The following is a 23,290-nucleotide window of genomic DNA, read 5'->3' as shown; positions in this document are numbered from 1 at the left end:
AGAAAAATAGCTTATGTCAGAATCATCTGAGAAGAAGCAGCGGCGGAAACAACGCGCAGCAGAGCGGGCTCAACGTCGCGGCGCGCCCGCGGAAAAGAAGAAAAAGGGACCGATCCGTGAGTGGCTGGATGCCATCGTATTCGCGATCATCTTTATGGTCATTCTGAGGGCGGTTTTCTTTGATCTGTTCCGGATTCCCACCCCTTCCATGGAAAAAAGTCTATTGGTTGGAGATTATATCGTCGTGTCCAAGATTCACTACGGTATGAGATCACCCATAACGCTGGGGATTCCCTTTACGCCGATCTATCTGCGTGGACTTGAACTTCCTTGGACTAGGTTCCCTGGGTTCACCTCTCCAAAGCGCTTTGACACCGTTGTCTTCAACTGGCCGGTCGACGAGGGAAAGCCGATTGACAGAAAGACGTACTACATAAAACGGATCATTGGCATGCCGGGGGATACACTTTCAATCGTTGACAAGATCGTGCATGTAAACAGTGATACCCTGTTCTTTAAGGAGACGAGAGAACCTTTCAAAGATACCATGCAGCACCTCTGGTTTGTCTACAAGGAGGATCCCCGTGTCCGGCTTCCCAGTGCTCGGTTGAGGGAATTAGGAATTTCGGAAGCATTCCCCACGATGAATCCAACAATAGAGCGTATTCAGGCTACGGATGCGGCAGCAGAAGCGGTTGCTGATTGGGATTATGTAACGGAGGTTCGCCCGGTGATTCGGGGGGCGCGTCCCAATCAGGGTATTTCTCTCTATCCCGCGGACGCAAACAATTCCACGGATAATTTTGCGCCAATGGTTATTCCGGGAAAGGATATGACGGTGAATCTGACCGCTGAAAATTGGTCAGCCTACCAAACGGTGATCACCGATTATGAGGGGCAGTCCGCGTCCATGGACGGAGACCGTATTCTCATTAACGGCCAAGTGCGGGATACCTACACGTTCAGTCAAGATTACTATTTCGTCATGGGAGATAACCGGGACAATTCGGAGGACAGCCGCTTCTGGGGATTCGTCCCCATGGATCATGTTGTGGGTCGTGCGGTCGCGGTCTATTTCTCATGGAATAGCCAGGGGAGCCCATTCCTGATCGGTCAGATCCGCGGCAACAGAATGTTTCGTGCAATCCAGTAGCTTTTGGAAGCGCTAGGATTTACGAATTTTGTCAAACATAACCTGTTGCGGGGTTCCAGGTGGCACGTCGTACGGGTGTGCAGGCAGCTGGACACGCTTCAGGACCGGATAGCGGCGGCCAAAGTCAAACAGTTGTGGCTTACCTTCTGGCTCTTGTCCAATGACCAGTACCGTGGTTCCCTGTTTCAGAATTTTCGCTCCCACGGATGCGATCCCATCTGATTTGCTTGTCGTTTGCCACGTGTCTCCCCAGTGATAAACCCATCTGGCATCGGCATCAACCAGGCGGACACACCCGTGGCTTAGTGGGCCACCCGTAGGCATTTCATATTGATGGACATGCATGCCCTTGGACTGATGAAAATTCATCACCCAATACATCTCCCAGGGCTCGTCTTCGGGGCTTTCCGACGATACACGATATTCTTCACGCCAATTGAAATTGTAGCGACCGTAAGGGGTCGGGGTTTCATGGGGATCGCCGGTATTCATGATCCCCCAACGCATCAATTGCCCATATTCATACGCAGCAAAAGCCTGGATTGTCTTGTCCATGATGAAGAGTTTATCGAACTCTCTTCCCCCGGGGTAATAGCGTGGGAATGGGGAATAAGCCCTGAAGTCCAACTCGAACTCTGTGGGATAGATGATGGTATCGCCAACAGAGTAGGTTTGCATCAGTCGGCGGTTAATCATTTCGACAACCATGGACCGGTGGCTCCCTAGTCGGGTGTCTCCATCGCCAATGATCCGATAGAATGCGTTTCGAGCGAGGGCGCTGTTACCACGCTCATTTTCCATGACGTGATACTTGTAAAAAACTTCTGGAACATGATCAAGGCTTTCAAAACGCAGGTCAAGTAGGTCTGCAACGGCATCCTGATCAATGTAGCCCCCACCTTGGGCGTATGCCAGAGGAGCCAAGAACGAGATCCAAAGTAAGCAAAGCAAGCGCATGTGAGTCGCTGAAATAAACGTTATCCTTTCTTACGTGAAAGTTGGCCCTGGGGTTTACAACCTTCGTTTGCAAGCCGTTCAATCATTCCGATGCTTCCCAGCACGATTAGAATATCTTCTTGCTCAATCAGATCATCGGGCTTTGGGTAGAAATGCATTTTCTGGTCAGACTTTTTGATAATTGCAATGACAATCGTTTCCCATGATTGTCGAAAATCCACCTGCCTGAGCGTCTTTCCGGCAAGCTTTGAGCCTGCCTGTACGACCACCTGTTCCATGCCCAGTCCCAAGTCCTCTGCCTGTAGAACCTGAGACATAAACTGGTCAACATGAGGGCGTAGAATAACCTGAGCCATTCGCTCGGCTCCAACCTGCACCGGTGAGATGACCTGCGAAGCTCCGGCCTGTAGGATTCGTTGTCGATTCACGGCATTAGATGCCCGTGCCAGGATAAATAGCTCTGGATTCTTTTCGCGCGCAACGAGGGTCACATATACATTTTGGGCATCATCAGGAAGAAGTGTGATGAGACCTTTTGCATTTTCGATTCCTGCCGCCAGTAATGCGCTATCATGAGCTGCATCGCCAGCGACGGCATAGATCCCGTTTTCATTCAAGTGTTCGGTGATACTTTCGTCTTTATCTAGCACGACAAGAGTTTTCTTGGCTCGCAATAGAGCGTTGGTGAGATCCCGTCCAACACGCCCGTATCCACAGATGATATAATGATCGTTCATGTGTCTAATTTTATACATTCGGCGCCGCTTCCGAATGACAGTTCCAGCAATGAGCAGTCTTGCCGACCTGTATGATACAACACCAGCCGCGCCTATTCCAACGAGTCCAAAAACAATGGTAAAGATTCGCCCCGTATGTGATAGATCATGAACTTCGGTGTACCCAATGGTTGTCAACGTAATGAACGCCATGTAGAGCCCATCCAAAAGGCTCCAGTTTTCCAAGAACGCATAGCCCAGTGTACCAACCACCATCCAGAAAACCAGGAAGAGGACAGCGTATACAACCTCGGCTCGCTTTGGCAACTGTTCATGCGAATTCCCCGGACTATCTAATACGGGTGCCATGAAGCTGGGGGTTACGCAGTGGCAGGAATCCGAAAAATCCGCGCATAGACGGAACTGCAGAGGGGGAGCTCAAATTCTCCCGCACGCAGTGCATTCAAGGTGTGAATTCCAGGATTAAAGACACTCGTTTCTAGAGAGACTAGGTCTTGGGCCATCATTTTTCGGAACTGACTCCGGGAGGCAAAATCAACCCTTCCGTGCTCTGATCTGTAGTAGATGAACATCGAGGAAAGTATGCGGCAATGATGATTTTCAGAAATTTCTTCCACGGCATTCATCAGGGCATCAATTCCACACCCACTAATTGTGCCACCCGCAATTTCGCCGGCAATCAGCAAAAACCGATTTGAATACAGTGTCGCTGAACTTTCGATAGCGCGGTTGTGCGAGGTCCATTCTTCAAGAAAAAGTTGGACTTGGGCGAGGAGATTCTGCAGGTCTGGTTGTGTTCCCTCAAGGGGGATGACCCAGAGTCGGGCCTGATCTGAGCGGTCAGGTAGAATCGTTTCACGAGACGAGTGCATCAGTCAATAGGGAAAGATTTGCCGGTAAGTGGGGCAGGGTGATTTGGATCAGACTCCAGCTCCTCGCGCAACTCAGTCACACGCTGTTCAGCCGCATCGAGTCGTGTCAAGCATTCCTTTGCAAGCTCAATCCCTTCCTCGTACTGTTTAAGGGAGGATTCTAGTGTACCGGAACCCTCCGATAATGCTTTCGCAATAGACTCAAGACGCTTCATAAGCGTATCAAGGGAGTCGTTGGTTTCAGGGAGTTCGTTCTTCATAGAGATCGGTGAATGATGCCAGTGACTCGTGCAGTAGGTTCACAAGATTGTTATACACTCAAATTAAATATAAGGATGGATTTAGGACTTAAGGGAAAGGTTGCGGTGGTCACGGGGGCAAGTCGAGGTTTAGGGAAAGCGATTGCGATGCAACTCGCGGCAGAGGGATGTCGGCTGGTAATCTGCGCGCGTGGGGAAGATGTATTGTCCTCAGCGCGGGAAGAGATCATCCAGTTATATGATGTACCTGTTCTGGCAAAGGCGACGGATTTAACAGTTCCGGGGCAGCCGCAAGAATTGATTGAGGCGGCAGTCAGCGAGTATGGGACCGTTCAACTTCTCGTCAATAATGCTGGAGGGAATCGTCGCGGGAAATTCGCCGATTTATCAGATCAGGACTGGGAGGATATATTGACATTGAATTTGAAGATGCATTTGCGTGCCAGTCGGGCAGCGATCCCTCACATGCGAAATAGTGGCGGCGGAGCAATTCTGTTTGTGGGATCCATATTTGGTCGCGAAGCAGGTGGCCCCGGACTCTCCATCTATAACACGACGAAGTCAGCACTGATGAGTGCTGCAAAAATTATGGCACTTGAGTTGGCTTCCGATGGGATCCGAGTCAATACATTGGCCCCCGGTTCAATACGATTTCCGGGAGGATCCTGGGATAAGCGGGTCAAGAGTGATCCGGAAGGCATGAAAACCTTTATTGCGGAGAATCTTCCAATTGGCCGGTTTGGAACGGCCGAAGAAATTGCCGATGTTGCTGCATTTTTGCTCTCAGACAGGGCAAGCCTGATTACTGGTGCCTGCCTGAATGTTGACGGGGGGCAGTCACGGTCTCTGATCTAAAATCTAGACAAACTGCAACAGGCGGACACGCAGATTACGCATATCTGAGTCAGGCCTTCTCCACTGGATCAGGATTGGACTCTGGTAAGTGCCCGTTGTGATCCGGCCATGCGGCTCTTCATTCCCTGCATTGATAAGGAAGCGGGCAGTAGTTCCCAAATTCATCCAGCGGGTTTCGAGAGGGGTCGCAAGCCGGTCGATCACAGACTCTAGCAAGGGTAAGCGCATACCCAGGCGCTCGACCATGTATTCAACAGCAGAAACACTACGGCTGGCTAATCGAAGGCCATCCCGAATTGCGAGGTGCAGCTCATAGGTGAGCACTTTCTTGGCTTTGCCGGGAAGAGTAAAGGGATGCCGCACTAACTCGGAGGCGTGGTCAAGCATATACCGCAGGGGGTTCTTGAGTACGTCCGTAATATCTCGTTCAACCAGTAGCGTTTCGTATTCATTGACCGTAATCCCGGCATTTTTTTCATTCGAGTCCAATTCAAAGGTAACTAGACCGCGATGAATATTGTGCTTGTTTACAAGTGCCTGAAGATCATTCAGATGTTGGCTGAGGTCCAAAGCATGCTGATCTTTACGGGGCATTCGTATCGAAAGAACATCCTCGTGCACACAGCGGGTCTCGTTGTATCCCACGGCGAGAGTTTTTCGGGACCGAAACGTTCCCTGAAATTCCCCGTCAAGATCAATAAAATAGATTGGGTCATCTGGATCAAACTCGTAGAGGGCACAACTGCACAGCCCCAGGCAGATGAAAGCTAGATGCGAGTCTGCGTTCAGAGGTTCAAACTTTCGTTGTTCGGCGGTCAACTCATTGCGAAGTTCCATACGGTCATGCCAATAAGGTGCACCTTCTGGAAAGAGTCGATGGGCGGAGCGAACCAGATGATCAACCCCCTCCGGTTTATTCCCAAGCTTGGTGGCGAGGGATTGTTCTAGGAACCCTGCCGTAGTGTGCAACGAGCAGAGGGCAACTTTTTCGAAAGAGGAAAAGGAAGAACCGTTAATTTCTGCCAGCGTCGGAGAGACATTTTTGATGTCAAGACGGGATCCGGGAGAAAGATCAAGGGTGGCCGCTATGGTAGAATTATTATTGCTAATGGAATCAAGTCCTTAAGGATCAAAAAATATACAGATTAAAGATAGAACTAATCACAGACAATGGCCTCTCGATGCCCATCAGCAAAGTGAATGGACAGGTGATCATCTTTATTCAGCTCCCGGCTAGAACGCACAACTTCCCTATCCCGTTCTACACGGGCATATCCGCGCATGAGAACGCGACGGGGGTTTAGTCCAGCAATCTGCTCCGTGAGCAATTCAACCCGATGCCTGTGAGCCAAGAGACGGGCATTACATGCCTCATACAGCAGATCTGTTTGTTTGGCAAGCGTCTGCTGTGCATCACGGACATGATTGATCGGCATATTGAACGTGTAGGATTCGGTAATTTGTGCTATTCGTCTTCGCATTGAGCCAGTCCGAGTTTCCAAGGTCTGGTACATCTGTCGTTCATATTCCTGGATTTCTCGGATTAACGCTGCCTGTTCTGGCACGGCGGTTTGTGCTGCATGGGTGGGCGTAGCGGCACGTAGATCTGCGACAAGGTCTGCAATGGTTGTATCAGTTTCATGGCCTACTGCACTGATAACCGGGATTATTGAGTTGTGGATTGCATGTGCAACCACTTCTTCATTGAAGGCCCACAGATCCTCAAGAGAGCCTCCACCGCGCCCGATAATGAGGAGGTCGGGACGTTTGTTCTGGTCAAGCCTGCAGAAATCATCGATTGCCGCTGCGATTTCAGGTGCAGCCTCTGGGCCCTGAACACGAACGGGGGCCAGGATCACTTCACAAATAGGGAATCGGTCTCGTAGAATACGAAGCATATCCTGCAGGGCAGCCCCTTCCGCAGACGTTGCGATCCCGATACGTTGGGGGATTTGGGGTAGTGGTAATTTTGTGCTTTCATCAAAAAGGCCCTCCTGGGCAAGTTTTTGCTTGAGTTCCAGGAAGCGTTGTTGAAGCTCACCCGTAGTGTGGCGACGTTCGATTTTGAGGACATCAAATTGTAGCCTACAGTATTTGGGATAAACAGTAGGTGCACCATAGACCCGCAACAGCTGTCCGGGTTCGGGAGTAAAGTCTACGAGCCGTGTCCGGCTTTGCCACATCACGCATTTGAGGGAGCTCGATTCATCTGCGATCGTAAAGTACCAATGACCTCTTCGGGCTGCATGCTCAGAAAGCTCTCCCTCAACACAGTAACGCCCATGATCCTGAACGTGTTTGCGTAAGCGGGAAAGATATTCTCCTACAGAAATTACCACATCTTGTCCACTGCCCATTTTGCTACCTGCTGCATAGATTTATTGTGACCATAGAGAACCCGGCGGTCTCTTGTAATCAGCTTCGATCACGGACTGATTTAGAAAGTTAAAGCAGACTCTCCACAAACTCATAACGACCCAAAAAGAGGCACGCGCATGAAGGTTCCCTACCAGAAGCCCAGACGTATCATGTTTGTATGTCTAGGTAATCATTGCAGAAGCCCACTCGCGCACGGCTATTTTCAATATTTACTGAAAAAGCACAACCTGGAAGGTGAGATTGAGGTAGCCTCTTCGGGGACAAGCGGTTGGCATCTTGGTGAACTCCCTGACCGACGGGTATGTCAGGTTGCAGAAAAGCATGGATTTACGCTCAGACACATTCGAGGGCGAAAAATTACAAAACAGGATCTTGAAGAGTGTGAGCTCATCCTTGTAATGGACCGGAGCAATTTGAGAGATGTATTGGCATTGGATGAGCAAGGCCGCTATGCCGATAAAGTGAAACTGTTGCGAACGTTTGATCCAATATCTATGCACGATGAGGTGCCAGATCCGTACTATACGGGCATCTTTGAGGAGGTATACCAGATTGTGAGTCAGGCATGTGATGCGCTCCTGAAAGACATGAAAGTTCAAGTGGCCGGATAGCTTTTTGTGGGTTACCCGGTCAATTGATTATTGGAGTTGACTAGCTAGGTGAAAGTGGCCAAAGGCGTTCTTCAACAAGCGTCCGACTTGATTCCCGCTTGATGACAGAAGTCATCAATATTCGTCAAATCCTGTAGCAGCACATCGGGTTCTGCTGATTTGAGGTCCTGGTAGCTTGTATATCCAGTTGCAACGGCGACGCTCAATGCTCCAATCCCCTGGCCACAAGTTATATCATGTACTGAGTCGCCGATAATGACAATGTCATCTTTCACAAACGTTCTTCCGCAGTGCTTCAGTGCACGTGAAGCGGCGATTGCAGGGAGTTTGTTCCGGTCGGCATGGTCGCACCCAAATGCACCGAACGGGAACAAGTCATCCAGCCGGGCTGCAGCCAGTTTTCGATATGCAGTCACACGAACATTCCCAGTCAGGAGAGCCAGTTGGACAGATTTGTTTGGTTTCAGGTATTCGAGAAGCTCTACGACACCATCCGAGGATTCAACCTCATCGGAAACATAGGTTGCGTGGGCGGTATAGTGTTTTAATGCAATCGGTATGAGGTCCTCCGTTTCTTCTGGGCTGAACCCAGCCAAGTGTAGAGTTTCCTCAAAGATCTGTGGGTCTGTGCGTCCAGAAAATGACACTCCCTGTGTTGAAATGGATCGACCGCAAAGCTCCCCAAGTACGTATTCGATATGTACACGGCTGGACTGAATGGGTTTGATTAGAGTTCCGTCAATATCAAACAGCAGTAGCTTCATACTGCCTCATACTGGGTTTTTAGATACGTACGGTAGCTCTCGTCCATAACAGACTGTAGCCATGGCTGGTTGGACAAGTACCATCGAACGGTTGCACGCAGTCCTTCTTCGAGCGTATGGTTTGGGGCCCACCCCAGCTCGGTTACAAGTTTACTCGCATCAATTGCGTAACGGAAGTCGTGCCCTGGCCGGTCCTTAACAAATTTGATGAGTTTCCAACTGCTTTCAGGGGTACGTCCTAGTTCTTCATCCACAATAGTTAGCAGTAATCGTAGCAATTCCAGGTTTGAACATTCTCCCGATCCACCAACCAAATAGGTTTCTCCCGCTAAACCATGCTGAAGCATGCACATCAATGCTTCACAATGATCATTGACATGAAGCCAGTCCCGTACATTTTCTCCTTTTGAATACACCGGGATGGGATCCATATCCAGGGCTCGAACAATCGCCAACGGAATCAGCTTTTCTGGAAATTGATAGGGTCCGTAATTGTTGGAGCAATTCGAAATCACCGCTGGAAGACCATAAGTCTCCGCATATGCACGAACGAAGTGATCTGCAGACGCTTTCGAAGCCGCATAGGGAGAACGAGGTGCATAGGGAGTATCGGGCGAGAATTTACCAGAAGGACCCAAGGCTCCGAACACTTCATCTGTGGAGACATGTACAAATCGAAATTCCTGCATGTCTGATGAGGCATGCATCCAGGAATCTTTGGCGGCTTGTAAAATGGAGGCGGTTCCGATGACGTTCGACCGTGCAAAATCTATGGGGGACTGGATGGACCGATCCACATGGCTCTCAGCTGCAAAGTGAATTACGGTTGTGAATTGATACTCGGCAAACAATTTTTGCACTAAATCCAGGTCACAGATGTCCCCATGGACAAATTTGTAGTTGGGTGCCTTCTCAATTGCCTGCAAGCTCTGCAGGTTGCCAGCGTAGGTCAACTTGTCGAGATTTACGATTACGGTATCGGAGAGCTGCGGGACAATCCGGTGCAGAAAATTTGCACCGATAAAGCCGGCACCTCCTGTCACTAGGATACGGAGGGGTTGATGAAGAATTGAGGACATAGATCAGGTCACGAGAGTATTCCCTGAATCTCTGGAAATATTGCAGATGATGACAAAATAGAGGAATCAGAATAGATTGGCGTATATGTATATACTGTGGTCGTGTTCGCTATGATGAAGGTGTTTTCAGTGCATAAGCGGTAAATTCGGGTTCCCCTCTCCAAATCCCCCTCATTGCACAGCAAGGGGCGCTGTTGCTTCCAGTGTTGCTTTTGGAACATGTGTCGCCTCCTGGCTATGTAAATACTCAAGCTTGCCCTTTACTATCTTTCAGGGGAAGCATCGCAGCTTTTGTAGAATCGTAGTACTCTCAAAGTTTTCGTTCGCATAAGGGGAAGTCGTGTTGCCCTTACCGGAGGGGGAAGCCGATACTGGGTTAAAAGGGAATCCAACTGAGCGATTTCACCAACATAGAGTTCGCCGCTTACTGAAGGCGAAGATATTGCATGAGCCTCACCTCGAATGGTCCGTTATTAAGGGGTGTGGTCTGGAGTTGCTCAGGACGAAATTGCCCCGGCCACCTCTCCCCAGAGTAGGTTTTTACTCCATTTTACCGTATATTAGCTACGGTCGACTTGTTCATCATCCATCTAAATGAGGAGTAAATAATAATGTCGTTAATCGGTAGGAAATTCAAGGTTACCGTGGCCTCAATAATCGTTTTGGGAGCATGGGTCCAACTATCTAGCTCAATCTCACTTCAGGCGCAGGTGCCGAAGGTGACAGCCAGCGCAGTCGTGGGTGAGGATGGAATAGTGAATGAAGATTCGCTAAAAGCTTTTGTCACCTGGGCCACCTCGGAGTATGAGAAGATCGAAGATCTTGACGCAGGGCTTGAAACCTTGGCTGATTTGTACAGAGAAGGTTCTGATTACAATTCAGGCGAGATCTATCTGATTCTGCTTGCAGCAGGCGAGGGCCTCAGCCCCAACGGACTCATTACGTTTCATGGCAAGTCTCCCCAGTTAAACAATACCTTCGTTCTAAACGAAACAGATGGGGAGGGGACGGAGGTGATCAAGGAGATGCTGAAGGCAACGAAGGAGGAAGCAATAAAGGTGGAGTATTGTAAGTACGATGATCCGATGAATCGTTCGGACTGTACGAGGATGACGAGTTTCGCGATGAGATACAAACCACCCACATTGAACTACGAGTTGGTGGTTGTAGGCGGATATTCCCAGAATTTAGAAAGTCTGTGCACACCCCGTGAGGACCTAGAGTACCCTGAGATTTCTGCTGCCGAAGTGATGAGCCGCGAAACTCTCAAAATGTTTGTGGACGGTGCTACAGAATGGGTGCGGAATTTTTATGAACAGCAGGGGCTAATTGCTGCGATTCAGTTGGGATGTCAACTCCGAATAAAAGTCGAAGATGGTGGGCACTTCATAGATGGCACGGTTTACCTCTATATGATTACGGAAAAAGGTAATGTGATATTCCACGCTACGGATCCCTATCGGGAAGGTCGCCAAGTTCTCGGCAACCCCGATCTTAGAGGAGATTCGACTTTCGTGCAGAGAATCATCAAAACAGCCCAGGCCGGTGGTGGTTTCGAGGATTATTACTGGAATGATCCAGACAATCCCAATGATGATGAGGAAGGATCGCTCAGAACGACTTATGCGAATGTGATCAGAGTGGCAGGAATATTCGCCGGCGATCCAGATCTCATTGTGGCTGGTTCATTCTTTCCTGGTACGTCAACGGCCGTTGAGGACGAGATTCGCGAAATCCCTTCGGAGTTCGTGCTCCAGGGGAACTACCCGAATCCGTTCAATCCGTCAACGCGGATTCTATTTGATCTTCCTGAGAGGGCGAAGGTAACGCTGCAGGTTATAGATGTGTTGGGACGCAAGGTGACGGAGTTACCCGTGCAGCAGTTTGAGGCGGGTGCGAACCTCACCATAGAATTGAATGCCGCTCACCTAGCATCGGGGACCTATCTGTATCGGATGATTGCGATAGGATCGCAAAGTCGGTATGAAAAGACGGGGATCATGACACTCGTGAAATAGTAGGTTCGAGTAGCCGAGCTACTCAGAACCCATAGAAAGCGCCCCGGTACCCAATGGTATCGGGGCGCTTTCTTTTTAAGTGGGCGGGAGCATTTCGTTTGTGCTGTAGGATGTCTGTTCCACAGCAGGCGAGAATCTCTTGCGTTAACCACCAGCACATGAAAGCTTCGGTTTGGCCTAGCAACAGGTTGAAGATGTTTGGTGCCATCTAAAAATACAGTCGCCCCAAATTAGGCCTGACGGGAAAAAGAAAAACCGACCTCTCGCAGTGCGAAAGGTCGGTCTTGCTTGTAGCGGGGGCGGGATTCGAACCCGCGACCTTCGGGTTATGCTTACCCTCTACGATTTTCATCGCCGATCCAGTTGGACCGTTTGTGGTCTGGACTTTCTCTTCACCCTCGGCCGAACCGTTAGGGGCTTGCCATTAAGTCTCTACACCTTCCCTAAACGGGCTTGGCTCGGGATTACCACGCAACAGGCTTCCCCGAATTTGACAAGAATTCACGTGCCAGTTTCCTTTCGCACGCAGCCCACAAACACCATCGCCGTACAACCGGTAGAGAACTGCGTATTCTACAACCGAGCGAAGGTGAGATCTGAGCCCGATGAGCTACCACTGCTCCACCCCGCGAAAGAACACCTTGTATAATTCTACATTCAAAAAGGTTCCCGTCCAAATGGGCACAGCCGTGCACATTCTTTGTTGAAGGCGGGATTCGAGGATTGATTCATTTCTTCACATACTCAATGTAACCTGATCTTTATCCAATGGCAATAATCAAGGCATTCGCCGCCCTTCGGCCCACTTCTGATGCAGCAGAAAGTGTCGCTTGTGTCCCTTATGATGTCATCAGTGTAGCGGAGGCCCGTGAACTGGCGAGAGGGAACCCAAAAAGCTTCCTTCATATCATCCGTCCAGAAATTGACCTGGATCCAAGTATTGATGAATATGATACGGCTGTCTATTTGCAGGGAGCCAAAAATTTGCGTCACTTTGCCTCAGGCGAATACAGCCACCAGGAAACAGAACCTTCACTCTATGCTTACCGCATCCGAATGGATGAACACGAACAGGTTGGCATCTATGGGCTTGTATCCGTTGAAGAATACAAGCGGGGAGCTATCCTCAAGCACGAAAATATTCGGCCTCCAAAGGTTGCTGATCGAACCCGTCATATCGTCACACAGGCTGCCCACGCGGAGCCGGTAAATCTGGTATTCAAGGAGCATGCACCAGTAATGGACTTAATGGATGCGTGCACAAAAACAGAGCCGTTATTTGATTTTACGGCGAAGGATGGGATCCAGCATACGGTGTGGAGATTTGCAGATCCGGAGCGTTTAGTGGAGGCGTTTGAAGGAGTTGATCCAATCTATATCGCGGATGGACATCATCGGTGTGAGGCGGCCTGGAAGGCATGGGATCAGGAGGGAGCGTCTGGCAGCGATTTTTTCCCTGCTGTATGCTTCCCGGCAGGCAGTACACAGATTCTGCCGTACAACCGTGTCATTCGTGTACAGAATGCGGCAAAATTGATTCAGGAGATTGACGGGATCGGTGCGATTCAAAAGTCTACCGCGAAAGCTACACCATCGGTTCGAGGGGAGGTGTCTCTGTATGCGGACGGGGCGTGGCATACGGTTACGCTACCCCCAACAAGGCGCAGCGGCGTGGCAGATCAATTGGATGTTGCTCGCTTGGGAGAATTTGTCCTGGAGCCTTTTTTAGGGATTACAGATCAGCGCACAGATCCAAACATTACATTCGTGGGTGGAATCCGCGGCACGGATGAGCTTGTGAAACGGGTGGAGGAAAGCGAACATAGCGCTGTTGCCTTCTCAATGTTCGCAACCAGTATGGACCAGCTGCTGGCCGTCTCGGATGCGCACGAGCTCATGCCGCCAAAATCAACCTGGTTTGAGCCGAAGCTTCGGAGTGGACTTTTGATTCATCATTTTGCAGGATAATGCGTGTACTGATTGCCGACAAATTGCCCGAAAAAAGTATTGAGGCCCTCAGGCAGGCCGGACACACCGTGGTGGTTGAAATTTGTTCAGCAGATCAGTTGCAGGAAGCAATGGTCACCCACGGGATAGAGTCACTGGTGGTACGATCCACCAAGGTGACGCGCAGTATGATTCAACACGCATCGTCCCTTGAACTGATCGTGCGGGCCGGCGCCGGATATGACTCCATTGATTTGGAAGCTGCTTCGGAGTTCGGAGTTTTCGTTGCGAATTGTCCTGGCAAAAATGCCAGTGCAGTTGCTGAGTTGACAATTGGCCTAATCGTTTCGCTGGATCGTTGGATTCCAGACAATGTCTCGGATGCCCGAGCAGGGAAATGGCAGAAGGGCAGGTATGCCAAGGCGCGGGGACTCAAAGGTAGAGTGCTCGGGCTCGTCGGCATGGGAAAAATTGGCCAGCTTGTTGCCCACATGGCACAGGGGCTCGGCCTTGAAGTGGTTGCATGGAGTCGCTCACTTACCGCTGAATCCGCTGCAGCATTTGGAGTGGACTATGTTGATAGCCCGATCCAGGTTGCCGCTCAGTCGGACATTGTTTCGCTGCATGTAGCGGCAACGCCGTCAACGTTTCATCTGGCGAACAGGGAGTTTTTCGCTGCAATGAAGCCAGGGGCGCTTTTTATAAATACTACACGGGGTAGTGTAGTGGATGAAAACGCCTTGCTTACAGCATTGGATGAGCACGGAATTCGCGCTGCCCTGGATGTGTTTGCAGATGAACCATCCTACAAGGAGGGTCCGCTAACGACACAGTTGCACAAACATCCTTCCGTGTACCTGACCCATCACATCGGAGCATCAACAGCCCAGGCGCAGGAAGCTACCGGGGATGAGGCTGCACGCGTAATTGATACGTATGCGAACACTGGCGTTGTCCCAAATTGCGTCAATATCGCAGTTCAATCTGCGGCAACACATTTGATAACGGTTCGGCATCTGGACAAGGTTGGTGTGCTTGCCCGCGTGCTGGATAGGATACGTAAGTGCAACCTGAACGTACAAGAGATGGAAAATCAGGTGTTTGCTGGTTCCATGAATGCCGCTGTTGCACGAATCCGCGTCGTTGGTAAACCTCCTGAAGAACTCTCAAGCTTGCTCAAAAATATTCAAGACGTATTAGCTGTTTCAGAAATTAAACTTTGAACGGATGACCTTAACCCAATCTAGGCGTTTGCACAATTTTTCGGCAGGACCAGGTACGCTTCCTCTCTCGGTTATTGAGGCCGCTCGTGAAGAGCTGCCTGTATTTAGGAATACGGGAGCATCCGTGATGGAAATCTCTCATCGATCCCCAGCATACATTGAGATTGAGACCTCTGCCCGTGAGCGGATAGGGAATCTTCTGGGGTTGACGGATGATTGGCATGTGCTATTTCTTGGAGGAGGTGCGTCAATGCAGTTTCATCAAGTGCCGCTAAATTTTTTACCCCCAGATGGACAGGCTGCATACCTTCTTACGGGGACCTGGGCAAAGAAGGCGCATGTAGAAGCATGCAAGATTGGTCATGGTCGGATTGCTGCTTCCAGCGCAGAGTCAGCCTTTAACTATATTCCAGATCCGACATCATGGGAGTTGGATTCCCGAGATTCCTACCTGCATTATACATCCAACAATACCGTCTACGGAACTCAGTTTCATGATACGCCGGATGTAAGCTGCCCACTTGTTTGCGATGCATCCAGTGATTTTTTGAGTTATCCACTTGAGTTGGATCGCTATGGGCTGATTTATGCAGGGGCACAGAAAAATATCGGTCCGGCCGGAGTTACGGTTGTGTTGGTTCGAGACAGTTTTCTGGAAACTCGCAATGCAGGGTTGCCAACGATGTTGAATTACGGTACGCATGCTGCTAAATGCTTCAATACACCTCCGGTTTATGCGGTTTATATGGTCGAAAAGGTCCTGGGCTGGTTGGAGGATCAGGGAGGGATTCCGGGGATCCAAGCGGTGAACCAAAAGAAAGCCGCACTTTTGTACGATGCAATAGACTCCAGTGGATTTTACCGGGGAACTGCGGAGAAAGAGTCTCGCTCCCGCATGAATGTAACTTTCCGAATGGCAAAAGAAGAACTGGAGCCGGTTTTTATCCAACAGGCTGCAGGGCATGGATTGGTCGCACTCAAAGGACATCGGTCAGTCGGTGGAATCCGTGCCTCTATTTACAATGCATGTCCATTGGAATCCGTTGAAGTGCTGGTCGACTTTATGGGGGATTTTGAGAAGAAAAACGGATAGGCCGAGTCCAGGGATACGGATCTCTAGGAATTCTAACTGATCGTTGTATATTCTCCTTGGATTATACGATTCATGACCCTAGGAATAGTTCGCGCCTCAGCACCGGCAGAACGGCGAGTGGCGTTGGTGCCCAAAGTTTTGTCCTCTCTGTCCAAGAAGGGTTTGGAGATTCTGGTAGAGTCCAAGGCCGGTGAAGGGGCTCAGATCACCGATGATGCATTTCGTGAAGCAGGGGGGCGAATTGTATCCGGGCAGGAAGCATGGAAGTCGGATATCATTGTATTGGTAGGGCCGCCTTCCGAGGATGAAATGGGCCGGCTGAAGACAGGGGCAGTTGTAATCGGATTCCTCCAGCCGCTTGATACGCCCGAGCGGATGGCTCAGTTAGCTGATCGGGGGGTAACCGCGTTGGCGATGGAACTTGTTCCCAGGATCTCGCGGGCACAGAGGATGGATGCAATCAGCGCAATGGCTTCTTTGGCGGGCTACAAGGCGGCACTGATCGCCGCCAATCATCTCTCTAGATTCTTTCCTTTGCTAACGACGGCGGCGGGAACGGTTCGCCCTGCAAATGTAACGATTCTGGGAGCTGGCGTAGCCGGGTTGCAGGCTATTGCAACCGCCCGCAGGCTTGGGGCCCGCGTATGGGGATACGATATTCGCGAAGCGGCCCGGGAAGAAGTCAAAAGCCTCGGGGCACAGTTTGTTGAATTAGACCTCGAAATTGAAGATATGCAGGATGAAGGCGGGTATGCCAAGGCATTGATGGATGCCAAGGCGAAGCAGCAGGTGGAGCTGCTAGTCCCGCATCTGGCGAAGTCAGATGTAGTAATCACAACTGCTTTGATTCCGGGACGCACTGCACCGACCTTAGTGAGCCAGAAAGCAGTCGAGGCCATGGCGCCCGGTAGCATTATCGTTGATCTGGCAGCGGCCAGCGGAGGAAATTGCACCCTGACGGTGGCGGATGAAGTAGTGGTTCATCATGGTGTTCAAATTATCGGCCATACGAATCTCCCATCCACTGTGCCCGCAGATGCCAGTTTTCTATACGCGCGTACAGTATCAGCAATGATCGATGAATTCGTTCAGGATGGGGTCTTTCAACCGAATTTTGAAGATGAAATCTTCAAAGCCGCCTGTGTTTGCCACAATGGACACATTGTGCATGAGCGCGTTCTCAGCATGACCAAATCATAAGCCCATGGCTCCATACTCGCTCTTTGTATTGGCCATGTTTATTGGTCGAGAGGTGTTGAGTAAGGTCCCTCAGACCTTGCATACTCCCCTGATGTCCGGTTCCAATGCCATCAGCGGAATCACTATCGTTGGTGCATTGGTGTCAGCAGGGATGGTTGGAGGGGTGTGGGCAAAATGGATTGGTTTTGCTGCCCTGATTTGTGCGACCATCAATGTTGTAGGCGGCTTCATGGTGACGGGTCGGATGCTGCAGATGTTCAAGAAGAAGCCTACTGACTAATGCCTTCAGGACTCGTTAATGGGCTCTATCTCTTCTCCGCGATCCTGTTTATTGTGGGGCTGAAAAGATTGCAGTCTCCTGTCACGGCACGTAGAGGAAACCGGGTTGCGGCACTGGGAATGCTAATTGCGGTGATCGTCACGCTATTTTCCCAGGAAATTCTCACACCAGTCGAGATGATAGTCGGACTGTTGATTGGAGGATTTATTGGTGCAGTGTTGGCAATGCGCGTCCAAATGACCGCAATGCCAGAATTGGTGGCGGCGTTTAACGGGTTTGGTGGATTGGCGTCGGCACTTGTGGCATCGGCAGAAATAATCCCTATGGTCCTCGAGCACGATGGGACGGCAGAAATCGACTCTGGTGTATTTCCGTATTTGAGTGTACTGGTGGGGATGGTTACATTTTCCGGGAGTGTCATCGCTTTCTTGAAGCTCAGCGGCAAGATGACGGGGAACCCGATTGAGTTTCCGGGCCGGTACGTGGTTCTGGTGGCCTTTCTGGCTTTGATGATCGCCTCCATCGTGTGGACATTTTTTGGTGGAGAAATCCTTCTATGTTTTTTGATTCTTGCCGCTTTATCCCTGATCTTCGGAATTCTGATTGTCCTACCCATTGGCGGTGCGGATATGCCTGTCATTGTGGCATTTTTGAATGCGCTCTCTGGATTGGCTGCGGCAGCTACTGGGTTCGTATTGTCAAACACCGTTCTGATCATCAGCGGTGCGCTGGTTGGGGCTTCGGGGATCATGTTAACCAATACTATGTGTGTTGCCATGAACCGGAAATTCTGGCAAGTCATGGTTGGAGGTTTTGGGGGCGACTCTGATGAGGAAGGAGCGGGAAAATTGGCGGATGGGCGCACCATTACATCTACGACACCGGATGACACAGCGATCATGCTCAGTTATGCGCGGAAAGTCATTATTGTGCCCGGTTACGGATTAGCGGTTGCACAAGCTCAGCATCAGGTACGGGAATTGGCGGATGTACTGCAGGCACAAGGCGTGGAAGTCAAATATGCTGTTCATCCTGTGGCCGGGCGAATGCCGGGTCATATGAATGTGCTCTTAGCGGAAGCCAATGTGCCCTATGACTCGCTCTTTGAGATGGATGAGATTAATCATGAATTTGAGTCGACCGATGTAGCGCTTGTGATTGGGGCCAATGATGTCGTGAACCCTGCTGCTCGTCATGACAAGTCAAGTCCGATCTATGGGATGCCAATCCTGAATGTTGATCAGGCCGAGAGCGTCGTATTTTTGAAGCGAAGTATGCGACCGGGGTATTCTGGAGTCCCCAACCTGCTCTTCTTTGAGCCGAATACCCGAATGCTTTTTGGGGATGCAAAGGATTCGGTGACAGAGTTAATTAATGAGGTCAAGGCCGTTTGAGAGTGAACAAGCAGCCGAACAGTAATAATTGTTTTGTGTGTGGTCGCAACAATCCACACGGCCTCTACATGTCTTTCTATGACAATGGAGAGGATGAGGTGGAGTCACATTACACCGTTCCCCGATCCTTTGAGGGATATCCGGGGATTGTTCATGGAGGGGTGCAGGCTGCGATTCTGGATGAGATCATTGGACGCGTATCGTTGATCGAAGATTTCCATGCGTTCATGATGTCGGTCCGGCTAGATGTAAAGTATCGAAAGCCGGTCCCAGTGGAAGTGCCGCTACATATTGTTGCGAAGCGGGAGGTCATGCGCGATCGCTTCGCCAAGGCGGAGGGAAAAATTTATTTGCCAGACGGAACCGTCGGATCTGAAGCATCCATTAAATTGGTCCGTCTTCCAGAAGAATTTCGTATGGGTGTAGATGTCTCCCAGGAACTGGGTTGGCGCGTAGATCCATGAGCCATTTGAGGTCCGTTTTTTATTTGGGATCTCAATTTTATCGTAATCTGGTCGCCAATGGAGCATTATGGCTGGCAGCAGCCCGCCATGGATGTGCCGATTAAGGAGAAATGCGTTCCTGAAGTATAGGCGCCAGAGCTTCCCAGACCGTGTCAGCCAATCTTCGCTGACCAGCGGCATTGGGGTGAATCCCATCGGCTTGGTTCAGCTCGGTGACACCGCCGACTCCTTCCAGAAGAAAGGGGATCAGTTCGGTATCCATTTCCTCAGCTATAGAAGGGTAAATATCTCTGAATTCCTCCTGAAAGATTGGACCCAAGTTGGGAGGGACCTGCATTCCAGCAATCAGAATACTCACGTTGGAATTGGCTTCTCTGGCTTGACGAATGATCTGTGTTAAGTTGCTTTTTGTCATTGTTGGCGGGAGCCCCCGCAGACCATCATTTGCCCCTAGAGCAACAACCAGGACGTCGGGAGGGTTTTCCAGTTGCCAGGCGAGGCGTGTCAGTCCTCCGGCAGACGTATCTCCACTCACACCGGCATTGATGATGGTTACGGACCATTTTAATGAATCAATACGTGTCTGCAGGAGAGCAGGGTAGGCCTCATCTGGGGAAAGCCCATAACCAGCCGTCAGACTGTTGCCCAAAAAAAGTACGCGGATGGGGGTACCCTCAGAGTTTTGCGCAACCGCTGGCCGTACAGGTAATAGAACACACAAGCACATAACCGTGTATAGGACGATGCTAATTTGGGCAAAACGGGTCAACACTCTAAAATTGAATGCTTGAGGTTAAAGAGCTTACGAAAACATATCAAAGTGGGTCCCGCTTACTGACCGTTCTGGATAATATTACGTTTTCCCTCGGTGCTGGTGAGGTTTGTGCGGTCGTGGGGCCCTCCGGCAGTGGAAAGACGACCCTTTTGGGGTTATGTGCAGGGCTGGATTCACCGACCTCAGGAGTCGTAAAGCTAGCGGGTAACGACCTTGGGCACTGTTCCGAAGGAGAACGGGCAGAAATTCGACGCAATTTTGTCGGATTCGTCTTTCAGACGTTCAAACTCATTCCCACGCTGACGGCGCTACAGAATGTGATGGTCCCACTGGAACTCAGTGGGAAAGGAAGTGCTCGTAAGCGTGCACTGGAGCTGCTCACGGAGGTTGGCCTCAAAGGGCGTGCACATCACTATCCCGTTCAGATGAGTGGGGGAGAGCAGCAGCGGGTTGGCCTTGCCAGAGCATTCATTAATCGCCCAGCCATTCTTTTTGCCGATGAGCCTACGGGCAACCTAGATACGGCTACGGGCAACAGAATCGAAGAATTACTCCTTGACCTGAACCGCACCGCGGGTACGGCATTGGTTGTGGTGACGCACGACCTGAATTTTGCCCGGTCATGCCATCGTATTCTGGAACTTCAAGCCGGCCGGGTTGCCCGGGATTATCAAGCCGCAGAGGAAGTGCGTGCAGTGGCATGAGAAGTGCCTGGGTTTTTCGTATGGCGTGGTGGGAAAGTCAGGGAAGCCGGCGTCGGTTGCTGATTTTTCTCTTTTCAATGATCGTCGGGGTTGCTCTGCTAGTCGCATTGTCTTCGACGTCAGAAAGCCTTCAGTATAGCGTTGACCAGCATGCACGCGAGCTCTTGGGGGCCGATATGCGGTTCTCCAGCAACCGCCCATTTGATGATTCCACGCAGGCTGCTATTGATACGATTGGGGTTGCCAAAGCTCGACGAGTCACTACGTTGTCGGTTGCCTACTTTCCAGTGCAGCACCGGTCTCGTCTGGTCAGCGTCTACGGAGTGGAAGATGCGTATCCACTATATGGGTCACTGAAGTCCAACCCCGCAGAGGCCGAGACCGGGTTCAAAGAAAAGGCGGGAGCCCTGGTGGATCAAGGCTTGATGCAGACTCTGGGGGTTCACGAGGGGGATACCGTTCAGATTGGTCGACACAGATACGAAATCTCGGGCTCACTCGTGCGTGCACCCAGCGAAACGGAAGTCAGCATGCTCATCATGCCTTCGGTGTATGTCCCCATCAACACATTGGATCCTATGCTCCTAGGATTTGGAGCCATGGCCAATTATGAGGTCTACGTGAAGCTTGCTCCCGGTGAAGATCCAGAAGCCATTCGTGATTCATTGTATAGTGATGGGGATAGGTTCAACGCAAATATTGATACGGTGGCGGAGCAGCGGGATAACTGGGAAGAGGTATTGGAATTTTTCAATCAATTTCTTGGTCTGGCGGGCTTTGGTGCACTCGTGTTGGGGGGATTGGGGGTTGGGGGAGCCATCCGTGCACATGTTCGTCGTTGCCTAGATAACATTGCCGTACTGCAATGCATGGGGGCAGGGAGTGGGAGTGTTTTTTCGATTTACTTTTTTCAGGCATTTACCCTGGGATGCATCGCTGGTGTGTTTGGATGTTTTGGGGGAGCGTTGGCACAATTATTCGTCCCTTATGCCATCAGTGCATTTCTGCCATTCGAAATTGCATTTCGTATATCATGGTCAAGTATGGCGATGGGATATGGAGTCGGGTTGTTTGTAACATTAATATTCGCAATCCTGCCTCTTATGGATGTACATGGGGTGTCCCCTTTGCGGGCACTTCGCTCAAGTATTGAGCCTCTGACACCGGCCCGTTTCCGTTTTCTAGCATACATCATCATCGTTGGTGGTCTGATTGTGATCGCAGCAGCCCAGTCAGGAAGCTGGACTGCCAGTGTCTACTATGCGGTGGCAATCATCATTGCTTTTGGAGCTTTAATACTCATGTCAAAGCTCCTCATGCTGATCGCCCGTAAGCTGACGAACCGAATTCCGTTTTATCCACTTCGTCAAGGATTTGCGAACTTGCATCGCCCCGGGAATCAGACGCTCTTGGTAATGTTAGCCCTTGGACTGGGCACATTTATTGTCATGGTACTGCTGATCAGTGAGAGTACCATAATTAGACAAATGGACACGGTGGGTGGCAACGGTCGACCGGACATGATTCTCTTTGATATCCAGAATGACCAATTGGACGGAGTGACACGCCTGATCGAAGAGCAGAGTTGGCCAATCATTGACAGTTCTCCGATCGTGAATATGCGACTACATGCGATTGGGGGGCAGACGGTAGAAGAGCTTGTCAAGGATTCTACTCGAGGAGTCACATGGCCACTGACACGTGAGTACAGGTCCACATATCGGGCAGAGCTCACGGATGCCGAATCGCTTACCAGCGGTACCTTCACTGGAATCTATCAACCCGATTCCGCCTTCGTCCCCATTTCGGTAGAGGATAATTTTGCGCGGACAGAGCTGGGTCTGGATATGGGAGATACGCTTGTTTTTGATGTGCAGGGGAGGTTGGTTCCTACGGTGGTGACCAGCTTCCGAACGGTTGACTGGGAACAGATGCGGTCAAATTTTTATGTTGTGTTCCCCAACAATGTATTGGAAGAGGCTCCACAAACGCATGTGATTACAAGTCGTAGGGAGGGGGACACCACCCCAGATTCCTTGCAGTCACTGGTGGTCGCGAGTTACCCAAACGTCACGGTACTCAGTCTGGAGGCAATCATCCGAATCATCCGTGAAGTCATGGATCGTATCCGCTTTGCGATCCAGTTTATGGCGTATTTCTGCTTCATCGCAGGAGTTCTGGTCTTGGTCGGATCTCTTTTGATTGGCCGATTGCAGCGAATTGAAGAAAGCGGTTTGCTGAAAACTTTAGGAGCCAGCAAGAAGCAACTTCTTATCATTGCAATGGCGGAGTATTCGGTCCTAGGACTCTTGTCCTGTTCAACGGGTTTGATTTTATCTTTAATTGCGGGTTGGATTCTGTCAATGGCAGTATTCCAACTTCCGTTGGCGGTGACAGGCCAGTCCATTCTTACGGTGATTGCTGCAGTGATCGGATTAACCCTGATCATCGGTTTTCTGAGCAATCGGAGTATTTATGATCGATCGGTACTTGCCGTACTTCGTGCAGAAGGGTAGTCCTATTCG

The 23,290-nt window shown here is 50.4% G+C and carries 22 protein-coding genes; 13 read left to right on the top strand and 9 right to left on the bottom strand.

The window, feature by feature from the left end; all coding sequences use genetic code 11:
* Positions 1-13 precede the first annotated feature (13 nt).
* Entirely contained in the window at positions 14-1,153 is a 1,140-nt protein-coding gene (gene lepB / locus F4Y64_11245; protein MXX98175.1) for a signal peptidase I, read from the top strand.
* Positions 1,154-1,165: 12 nt separating this feature from the next.
* Here lepB and F4Y64_11240 read toward each other — a convergent pair whose 3' ends face one another.
* The 4 genes from F4Y64_11240 to xseB are packed head-to-tail and all read right to left on the bottom strand — an operon-like array spanning position 1,166 to position 3,934.
* The gene (locus tag F4Y64_11240; protein ID MXX98174.1) at positions 1,166-2,110 is read right to left on the bottom strand and encodes a L,D-transpeptidase; all 945 of its coding nucleotides are present in this window, start codon (positions 2,108-2,110) and stop codon (positions 1,166-1,168) included.
* A gap of 20 nt (positions 2,111-2,130) precedes the next feature.
* Entirely contained in the window at positions 2,131-3,195 is a 1,065-nt protein-coding gene (locus tag F4Y64_11235; GenBank protein ID MXX98173.1) for a potassium channel protein, read from the bottom strand.
* Between the two features lie 11 nt (positions 3,196-3,206).
* On the bottom strand, positions 3,207-3,719 hold the full coding sequence (locus F4Y64_11230; protein ID MXX98172.1) for a hypothetical protein: 513 nt from the start codon (positions 3,717-3,719) through the stop codon (positions 3,207-3,209).
* On the bottom strand, positions 3,719-3,934 hold the full coding sequence (xseB, locus tag F4Y64_11225) for an exodeoxyribonuclease VII small subunit (protein MXX98171.1): 216 nt from the start codon (positions 3,932-3,934) through the stop codon (positions 3,719-3,721). The genes F4Y64_11230 and xseB overlap by 1 nt, the downstream gene beginning before the upstream one ends.
* Positions 3,935-4,054: 120 nt before the next feature.
* Here xseB and F4Y64_11220 point away from each other — a divergent pair, with 120 nt between their 5' ends.
* Positions 4,055-4,834, top strand: coding sequence for an SDR family oxidoreductase (locus F4Y64_11220; protein ID MXX98170.1), 780 nt, complete (start codon positions 4,055-4,057; stop codon positions 4,832-4,834).
* Positions 4,835-4,837: 3 nt separating this feature from the next.
* Here the strand turns inward: F4Y64_11220 and F4Y64_11215 are convergent, their stop codons facing one another.
* The gene (locus tag F4Y64_11215; protein ID MXX98169.1) at positions 4,838-5,803 is read right to left on the bottom strand and encodes a hypothetical protein; all 966 of its coding nucleotides are present in this window, start codon (positions 5,801-5,803) and stop codon (positions 4,838-4,840) included.
* Positions 5,804-5,991: 188 nt separating this feature from the next.
* Positions 5,992-7,191: an exodeoxyribonuclease VII large subunit gene (gene xseA, locus F4Y64_11210; protein MXX98168.1), complete on the bottom strand. Its 1,200-nt coding sequence runs from the start codon at positions 7,189-7,191 to the stop codon at positions 5,992-5,994.
* Between the two features lie 138 nt (positions 7,192-7,329).
* Here xseA and F4Y64_11205 point away from each other — a divergent pair, with 138 nt between their 5' ends.
* Positions 7,330-7,824 (top strand): low molecular weight phosphotyrosine protein phosphatase, encoded by a 495-nt coding sequence (locus tag F4Y64_11205; GenBank protein ID MXX98167.1) that lies wholly within the window; start codon positions 7,330-7,332, stop codon positions 7,822-7,824.
* 71 nt (positions 7,825-7,895) lie between these two features.
* Here F4Y64_11205 and F4Y64_11200 read toward each other — a convergent pair whose 3' ends face one another.
* Both F4Y64_11200 and rfbB read right to left on the bottom strand, forming a co-directional pair.
* A complete protein-coding gene (locus F4Y64_11200; protein MXX98166.1) occupies positions 7,896-8,588 on the bottom strand; it encodes an HAD hydrolase-like protein in 693 nt (230 codons plus the stop codon).
* Positions 8,585-9,667 carry a dTDP-glucose 4,6-dehydratase gene (rfbB, locus tag F4Y64_11195; protein MXX98165.1) on the bottom strand — a complete coding sequence of 361 codons (1,083 nt, stop codon included), beginning with the start codon at positions 9,665-9,667 and terminating at the stop codon, positions 8,585-8,587. Before rfbB ends, F4Y64_11200 begins: the two co-directional genes overlap by 4 nt.
* Positions 9,668-10,278: 611 nt before the next feature.
* Here rfbB and F4Y64_11190 point away from each other — a divergent pair.
* The 8 genes from F4Y64_11190 to F4Y64_11155 all read left to right on the top strand — a co-directional run bounded on the left by F4Y64_11190 (position 10,279) and on the right by F4Y64_11155 (position 19,286).
* Positions 10,279-11,685, top strand: a complete 1,407-nt coding sequence (locus F4Y64_11190; protein MXX98164.1) for a T9SS type A sorting domain-containing protein — start codon at positions 10,279-10,281, stop codon at positions 11,683-11,685.
* Between the two features lie 768 nt (positions 11,686-12,453).
* Positions 12,454-13,653, top strand: a complete 1,200-nt coding sequence (locus tag F4Y64_11185) for a DUF1015 domain-containing protein (protein ID MXX98163.1) — start codon at positions 12,454-12,456, stop codon at positions 13,651-13,653.
* A complete protein-coding gene (locus F4Y64_11180) occupies positions 13,653-14,855 on the top strand; it encodes a hydroxyacid dehydrogenase (protein MXX98162.1) in 1,203 nt (400 codons plus the stop codon). Before F4Y64_11185 ends, F4Y64_11180 begins: the two co-directional genes overlap by 1 nt.
* 4 nt (positions 14,856-14,859) lie before the next feature.
* Positions 14,860-15,948, top strand: a complete 1,089-nt coding sequence (gene serC / locus F4Y64_11175) for a 3-phosphoserine/phosphohydroxythreonine transaminase (GenBank protein ID MXX98161.1) — start codon at positions 14,860-14,862, stop codon at positions 15,946-15,948.
* 72 nt (positions 15,949-16,020) lie between these two features.
* Positions 16,021-17,148 (top strand): Re/Si-specific NAD(P)(+) transhydrogenase subunit alpha, encoded by a 1,128-nt coding sequence (locus F4Y64_11170; GenBank protein ID MXX98160.1) that lies wholly within the window; start codon positions 16,021-16,023, stop codon positions 17,146-17,148.
* Positions 17,149-17,152: 4 nt separating this feature from the next.
* A complete protein-coding gene (locus tag F4Y64_11165) occupies positions 17,153-17,428 on the top strand; it encodes an NAD(P) transhydrogenase subunit alpha (GenBank protein MXX98159.1) in 276 nt (91 codons plus the stop codon).
* Entirely contained in the window at positions 17,428-18,822 is a 1,395-nt protein-coding gene (locus F4Y64_11160) for an NAD(P)(+) transhydrogenase (Re/Si-specific) subunit beta (GenBank protein MXX98158.1), read from the top strand. The genes F4Y64_11165 and F4Y64_11160 overlap by 1 nt, the downstream gene beginning before the upstream one ends.
* A gap of 68 nt (positions 18,823-18,890) precedes the next feature.
* Positions 18,891-19,286 carry a PaaI family thioesterase gene (locus F4Y64_11155; protein MXX98157.1) on the top strand — a complete coding sequence of 132 codons (396 nt, stop codon included), beginning with the start codon at positions 18,891-18,893 and terminating at the stop codon, positions 19,284-19,286.
* A gap of 100 nt (positions 19,287-19,386) precedes the next feature.
* Here F4Y64_11155 and F4Y64_11150 read toward each other — a convergent pair whose 3' ends face one another.
* On the bottom strand, positions 19,387-20,013 hold the full coding sequence (locus F4Y64_11150) for an arylesterase (GenBank protein MXX98156.1): 627 nt from the start codon (positions 20,011-20,013) through the stop codon (positions 19,387-19,389).
* Between the two features lie 56 nt (positions 20,014-20,069).
* Between F4Y64_11150 and F4Y64_11145 the strand changes: the two genes are divergently transcribed.
* The gene (locus F4Y64_11145; GenBank protein ID MXX98155.1) at positions 20,070-20,765 is read left to right on the top strand and encodes an ABC transporter ATP-binding protein; all 696 of its coding nucleotides are present in this window, start codon (positions 20,070-20,072) and stop codon (positions 20,763-20,765) included.
* A complete protein-coding gene (locus F4Y64_11140; protein ID MXX98154.1) occupies positions 20,684-23,281 on the top strand; it encodes an FtsX-like permease family protein in 2,598 nt (865 codons plus the stop codon). The genes F4Y64_11145 and F4Y64_11140 overlap by 82 nt, the downstream gene beginning before the upstream one ends.
* The last annotated feature ends 9 nt before the right edge of the window (positions 23,282-23,290 follow it).

Source organism: Rhodothermaceae bacterium (assembly GCA_009838195.1).
Classification (GTDB): Bacteria; Bacteroidota; Rhodothermia; order Rhodothermales; family Bin80; genus Bin80.
The sequence above is the reverse complement of the archived record's forward strand: the minus strand, read 5'-3'. Positions and strand labels throughout refer to the sequence as shown.